Annotated in this window: 1 protein-coding gene; it reads right to left on the bottom strand. The window is 65.6% G+C overall.

Annotation, left to right across the window (positions count from 1 at the left end; genetic code table 11):
* A partial coding sequence (locus tag GCT19_RS40520; protein WP_152854985.1) for a non-ribosomal peptide synthetase occupies nucleotides 1-6,412 on the bottom strand: 6,412 nt, incomplete at both ends.

Genomic DNA, 6,412 nt, shown 5'->3' on the forward strand with positions numbered 1-6,412 from the left:
GTCATTGCGGCCCAGGAACTCCAGATTGCCGTCCGGCAGGTACCGCGCCAGGTCCCCCGTGCGGTACAGCCGATCGCCCTCCACAAAGGGACTGGCGATGAACCGCTCGGCGGTCAGCTCGGGGCGGTTCAGATAGCCACGCGCGACCCCCGCCCCGCCAATATAAAGCTCGCCCACCGCACCAAACGGCACCGGCTCGCCATGACCGTCCAGCAGATAAGCCCGCGTGTTCGAAATCGGACGGCCAATCGGGACCACTGACCCATTAAAATCAGCCGGGCAATTCCAGACTGTCGCGCAGACTGTTGTTTCGGTCGGGCCATAAGCGTTGACAATTGATGCAGGGACCAGACTTTGGATGAGTTCAGCTTTCGGAAGCTCTCCAGCAAGAATGAGAACTTGCGAAGCCAAACATTCCAGATTCTTGCTTGTCTGCAGCAATGCTGGGGGTAACGTCGCATGCGTGATGTGTTCGCTTCGAAGATAATCCGATAGCTTGTTATTCGCTTGACGTATCTCGTCCGCAGGCAAGTGCAATGCGGCTCCAGAGCCAAACGCCATAAGAAGCTCCCAAGCGCTTGCATCAAACCCAATGGACGCAAACTGCGCCACTCGGCTGTTGGAAGAAGCGCCAAAAAGACCGACCTGTGCCAACACCAGATTGACCAACCCCCGATGCTGGACCATGACGCCTTTTGGGTTTCCGGTTGAGCCTGAGGTGTAGATCACATAGGCGAGATGGCGCGAGGTCAGGCCGAGCGCACGCGGGTCCGGATCGGAGAACGGCAGGTTCGCCCACTCCGGCGTGGCCGTCTCCAGATCGACCGCTATCACATCGGTCAGCACCTCGGGGCCGAGTGCGGCGCGGCCGGCCGCATCGCAAAGCAGCAGCTGCGGAGCGGCATCGCCCAGCACCTGGCGCAGCCGCTGGGACGGATAGGCCGGATCCAGCGGTAGATAGGCGCCCCCCGCTTTCAGGATCGCCAGTAGCCCCACCACCATCGCCGGGCTGCGCTCCACGCAGATCGCCACCGGCTGATCCGGCCTGACTCCGAGTGCGATCAGATGATGGGCCAGCCGGTTGGCCCGCGCGTTGAGCTCGCCATAGCTCAGTCTCTCGTTCTCGTGGACCACCGCCACCGCCTCCGGCGCCTTCTGCACCTGCGCCTCGAACAGCTCATGGATGCACCGCTCCGACGGATACGCCGCTGCCGTCCGGTTCAGATCCTCCAGCAGATAGTTGCGCTCCCCAGCCGGCAGGATATCGAGCTCTCGCACCGGCGTCGTGGGGGCATGCTCCAGCGCCTCCGCGAGTTGCTCGAGCGCCCGCTGCATATAGCCGCAGACCCGATCCGCAGAGACAGGCTTCGCCAACTGCGCCGTTAGGCCGAGCGCTTCGCCATAATCCTCGACCGACAGGCTCACGGGATAGTTGGTGCGCTCCTCGCCGCCGAGCCATTCCACGCCCGACAGGACATCATCCATTCCGGAGCCGGGCGTGGCCGCCGGCCTGTTATGGCGATAGTTCAACAGCGCACTGAACAGCGGCGCCGGCGCCGCAACGCCGCTGTAGCGTTGCGCCAGCGCCAGGGAGGCATGCTCGTGCGCCAGCACCTCGGAAAGCTGCGCGTGGGTGCTGCGCACGCTCGCCGCAACCCCGGTCTCGTCCAAGGCAAGCCGCACAGGAAGGGTGTTGATGAACAGGCCCATTGTCCTGTCTGCGCCCGCACCCGCGTGCGTCCGGCCCAACAGCACCGTGCCGAACACCACTTGCTCTCGGCCGCTGCTGCGCGCCACCACCTGCCCCCAAGCCAGGTGGCACAGGCTGGCCAAGCTCACCCCGAGCCGCCGCGCCTGTTCGCGCAGCCGCTCGTTGAGCGCCTGCGGCAGCATCCAATGCGCCTCGCCGACGCCGTTGCCGTCGCCGTAGACCTCGCTTAGCCCGAACGGCATGGTCGGCTCGTCGATGTCGGCCAGCAGTCCTCGGAAGAACTCTTCATGCGCCTTGGCATCAACAGCAAGACGCGCCTGCGCCACCAGATTACGAAACGGCAGCGGCGCGGCCAGTTCATAGGCCCGCCCTGCCAGTATGGCCCGCACCTCGTCATGCATCACTTCCAGCGTCGTGTGATCCCCGATCAAATGATGCAGAAGCTCCAGCAGCAGCCAGCTACCGCTGCCGGGATCGCGCGCGGTCACAAACCGTAACAAGGGTGCCCGGCCAAGATTTATGCGCTGCCGGCGCGGATCAAACCGGCGCCGGAGCTCATCGGCGCCGGAACCATCACAGCCATCCAGCTCGACCTCGCTCACCTCCAGCGACGCACGACGCCACACCACCTGGGCCGGGCTCGACAGTCCCTCCCAGACAAAGGCCGTGCGCAGGATGTCGTGCCGGTCCACCACTTGCTGAACCGCACTAAGATAGCGCTCCAACAGGTTACGGTCGGCAAACGCCATCTGCGACACCAGCAGATAGGGGTCGCCCCGGCTAGCCAGCAGATGATGGAACAGGATGCCGTCCTGCAGCGGCGACAAGCCATAAATGTCCTGGATGTTGCGGACGCCACCAGGCACCGTGGCGACGATCCGGTCGATCTCCGGTTGGGCCAGCTCGGTCAGCGGCAGCATCTGCGGCGTGATCGCCGTACTCTGCTCAGTGATCAGGCTGGCAGGCACCGTCACCTCATGAGGACGGCCAAGGCTTGCGGCCAGATCGCCCAGCACCGGCCGGGCGAACAGCGTCGACAGCGGCAGTTCGACCCCAACAGCCTGCGACAGCCGGCTCGACACCTGCACCGCCAGGAGCGAGTGGCCGCCGAGCTCGAAGAAGTTGTCGTGGCGTCCGACCCGCTCCAGCCCTAGAAGCTCGGCCCAGATCTCTGCCAGCGCCGTTTCGACTGCGCCCTGCGGCGCCTCATAGGCCGACCGCGCATAGGCATCGTCAGCCGGCGCCGGCAGTGCCTTGCGGTCGAGCTTGCCGTTCACCGTCAGCGGCAACTCCGCCAGCCGCATGAACGCCGACGGCACCATGTAGGCCGGCAGCCGCGCACTCAGGTGCGCGCGCAAGGTGTTGGCAAGCTCAGGTCCATCCAGCCCATCCGATTGAGCTTCGGGCGCACACACCACATAGGCGATAAGACGCCTGTCGCCGGCGCGGTTCTGTCGCGCCACCACCACCGCCTCGCGCACAAAGGCGTGCTCGCCAAGCCGCGCCGCGATCTCGCCCGGCTCGATGCGAAAGCCCCGGATCTTGACCTGGTCGTCGGTGCGGCCCAGGAACTCCAGATTGCCGTCCGGCAGGTACCGCCCCAGGTCCCCCGTGCGGTACAGCCGATCGCCCTCCACAAAGGGACTGGCGATGAACCGCTCGGCGGTCAGCTCGGGGCGGTTCAGATAGCCACGCGCGACCCCCGCCCCGCCAATATAAAGCTCGCCCACCGCACCAAACGGCACCGGCGCGCCATGACCGTCCAGCAGATAAACCCGCGTGTTCGAAATCGGACGGCCGATCGGGATACGGCGGAGTGTTTCGTTACTCAAATTGATCTCGTAAACTGTCGCGAAGCTCGTCGTCTCGGTCGGGCCGTAGCAGTGAACGAGACGTACGGGGCCTTCTTCTTTCAGCAATCTCAGAAATGAGCGGAGATCATTGGGCTCCCCTCCACAGAGGAGGTACTTAAGTTGGGCTAACGTGGGAGCAATCGATGATGTAAATTGATTGAATAATGCTGTTGTTAGAAAAAGTGACGTCACCCGGTGCTGTTTAAGCGCCCGGGCAAAGCTGGAAGGGTCTGCGACAGCTTGCATTGCAACAATGCAACCACCGTTAAGTAGTGGCGCCCACACTTCGAATGTGCTTGCGTCGAAGGCGGGATTGCCGGCCCATGCCACACGATCGCCCGCCTCGATCTTCGCATATGCATTGTTGATCACGAGCCGGTTGACAGCACGATGAGGGACAAGAACTCCTTTGGGAAGGCCGGTTGAGCCGGAGGTATACATTACGTATGCGGCAGCCTCAGCGGTCAATGCCAGGCGAGGATCGGAACTACATCCCGTTCCAACTATGAGCGGCTCAATAGCCAGAACCGGTATCGTCGCCTCAACCAGCTTGTCGCCGTCAATCTGGCCAAGCACCAGGCGGGCAGCACAATCAGCGAACAGCCATTCCTGTCGTGCAGAGGGAAGGCCGCGATCGATCGGCACATATACTCCGCCCGTCTTCAGGATCGCCAGCTGCGCCACCACAAGAGCGACGGAGCGGTCAAGCACTGTCGCAATGCGATCTCCCGGCCTGACTCCAAGTGCGATCAGATGATGGGCCAGCCGGTTGGCCCGCGCGTTGAGCTCGCCATAGCTCAGTCTCTCGTTCTCATGCACCAGCGCCACCGCCTCCGGCGCCCGCCGCACCTGCGCCTCGAACAGCTCATGGATGCACCGCTCCGACGGGTACGCCGCCTCCGTGCGGTTCAGCTCCTCCAGCAGATACCGGCGCTCCGCCGCCGGCAGGATGTCGATGCGCTCCACCGGCTGGCCCGCGTCTGCAACCATCGCCCGCAGCAGCGCCAGCAGATAATCCCGCTGCCGCCTGACCGTCGACTCTTCGAACAGCGCCGTGGCATAGCCCAGCGTGCCCACGATCCGCCCGTCACACTCGCCTACGTTCAGCTCCAGCTCGAACCGGATCTGCCCGGGCGCATTGTCCACCACCTCCTCCACGCCCAGCCCGGGAAGATCGAGCCGCCCCAGCGCGTTATTCTGCCAGGCCAGCCCCACTTGGAACAATGGCGTGTGGTCAAGCGCCCGGGGCGGCTGCACGATCTCCACCACCTGCTCGAATGGCAGGTCCTGACGCTCCTGCGCCCCCAGGGCCGTACGCCGTGTCCGCTCCAGAAGCTCCGACACGCTTGGCCCGCCCGACAGGTCCACCCGGAGCGCCAAGGTGTTGACGAAGAAGCCGATCAACTCTTCGATCTCCCGGCGACCCCGATTGGCACTCGGCACCCCGATCACAATGTCGTCCTGCCCCGACAGACGCGAGAGCACCGCCGCCCAGCCCGCCAGCACCGTCATGAACAGCGTCGTGCCATGCTCACGGCCCAGCCGCCTGAGTTCCCGCGTGAGCTCCGCATCGATCTCCACCGGCACCGTGGCGCCGGCAAACGACTGGCGCGCCGGGCGCGGCCGGTCCGTCGGCAACGCGAGCATGGACGGTGCGCCTGACAGGGTCTCGCGCCAGTACTGCGCCTGACGCCGCAGCCGCTCCCCGGAGAGCCATTGCCGCTGCCAGGCCGCATAATCGGGATACTGGATCGCCGGCACCGGCAGGGGATCGGCCTGTCCGGCCACGAACGCCCGGTACAGGCTGCCCAGTTCCCGTACCAGCACCCCCACCGACCAGCCGTCCGAGACGATGTGATGCTGGGTCAGCAGGAAGACATGCTCCTGCTCCGACAGCCGGATCAGGCGCCCGCGGACCAGCGGCCCGCGCGCCAGATCAAAAGGCATGCACCCCTCTTCGGCGCACAGCGCCACAAGCGCCGCCGCCGCATCCGGCCGCTCCCGCAGGTCGTGCTCCAGCACGGGCAGGCCCGTGCCGGGTGGCAGGATCTCAACCCGGGGCCCCTCCTCCGCATCAACGAAGACGCTGCGCAGCGCCTCGTGGCGCGCATACAGCTGATCGAGGCTGCGTCGCCACGCCGCGCGATCCAGCCTGCCCTGCAGCCGCCACCCCAGCGGAACGTGGTAGCGGGCGCTGTCCTTGTCCAGCTGTGCCAGAAACCACAGCCGCTGCTGCGCAAACGACAGCTCAAGCGGCGCCTGGCGCGATACGGCCACAATCGCCGGCAGGTGTTGGGGACCGGAGCGGCTCAATACCTCGACGATACTTGCCGCAAGATCGCCCAGCACCGGCCTGGCGAACAGCGTCGACAGCGGCAGTTCGACCCCAACAGCCTGCGACAGCCGGCTCGACACCTGTACCGCGAGGAGCGAGTGGCCGCCGAGCTCGAAGAAGTGGTCATGCCGACCGACCCGCTCCAGCCCTAGAAGCTCGGCCCAGATCTCTGCCAGCGCCGTTTCGACTGCGCCCTGCGGCGCCTCATAGGTCGTCCGCGCATACGCATCGTCAGCCGGCGCGGGCAGTGCCTTGCGGTCGAGCTTGCCGTTCACCGTCAGCGGCAACTCCGCCAGCGGCACGAACGCCGCCGGCACCATGTAGTCCGGCAGCTGCCCCACCAGATGCGCGCGCAGCGTCGCCGCAAGCTGCGCTTCCTGCGCCTCCTCTGCGGCCACCACATACGCCACCAGCTGCGGCTCGCTGGCCCGCTCCTCGCGCGCCACCACCACCGCCTCGCGTACCCATGCATGTCCGCACAGGTGCGCGGCCACCTCGCCCGGCTCGATGCGA

It is taken from the genome of Paraburkholderia atlantica (genome assembly GCF_009362785.1).
Taxonomy (GTDB): domain Bacteria; phylum Pseudomonadota; class Gammaproteobacteria; order Burkholderiales; family Burkholderiaceae; genus Paraburkholderia; species Paraburkholderia atlantica.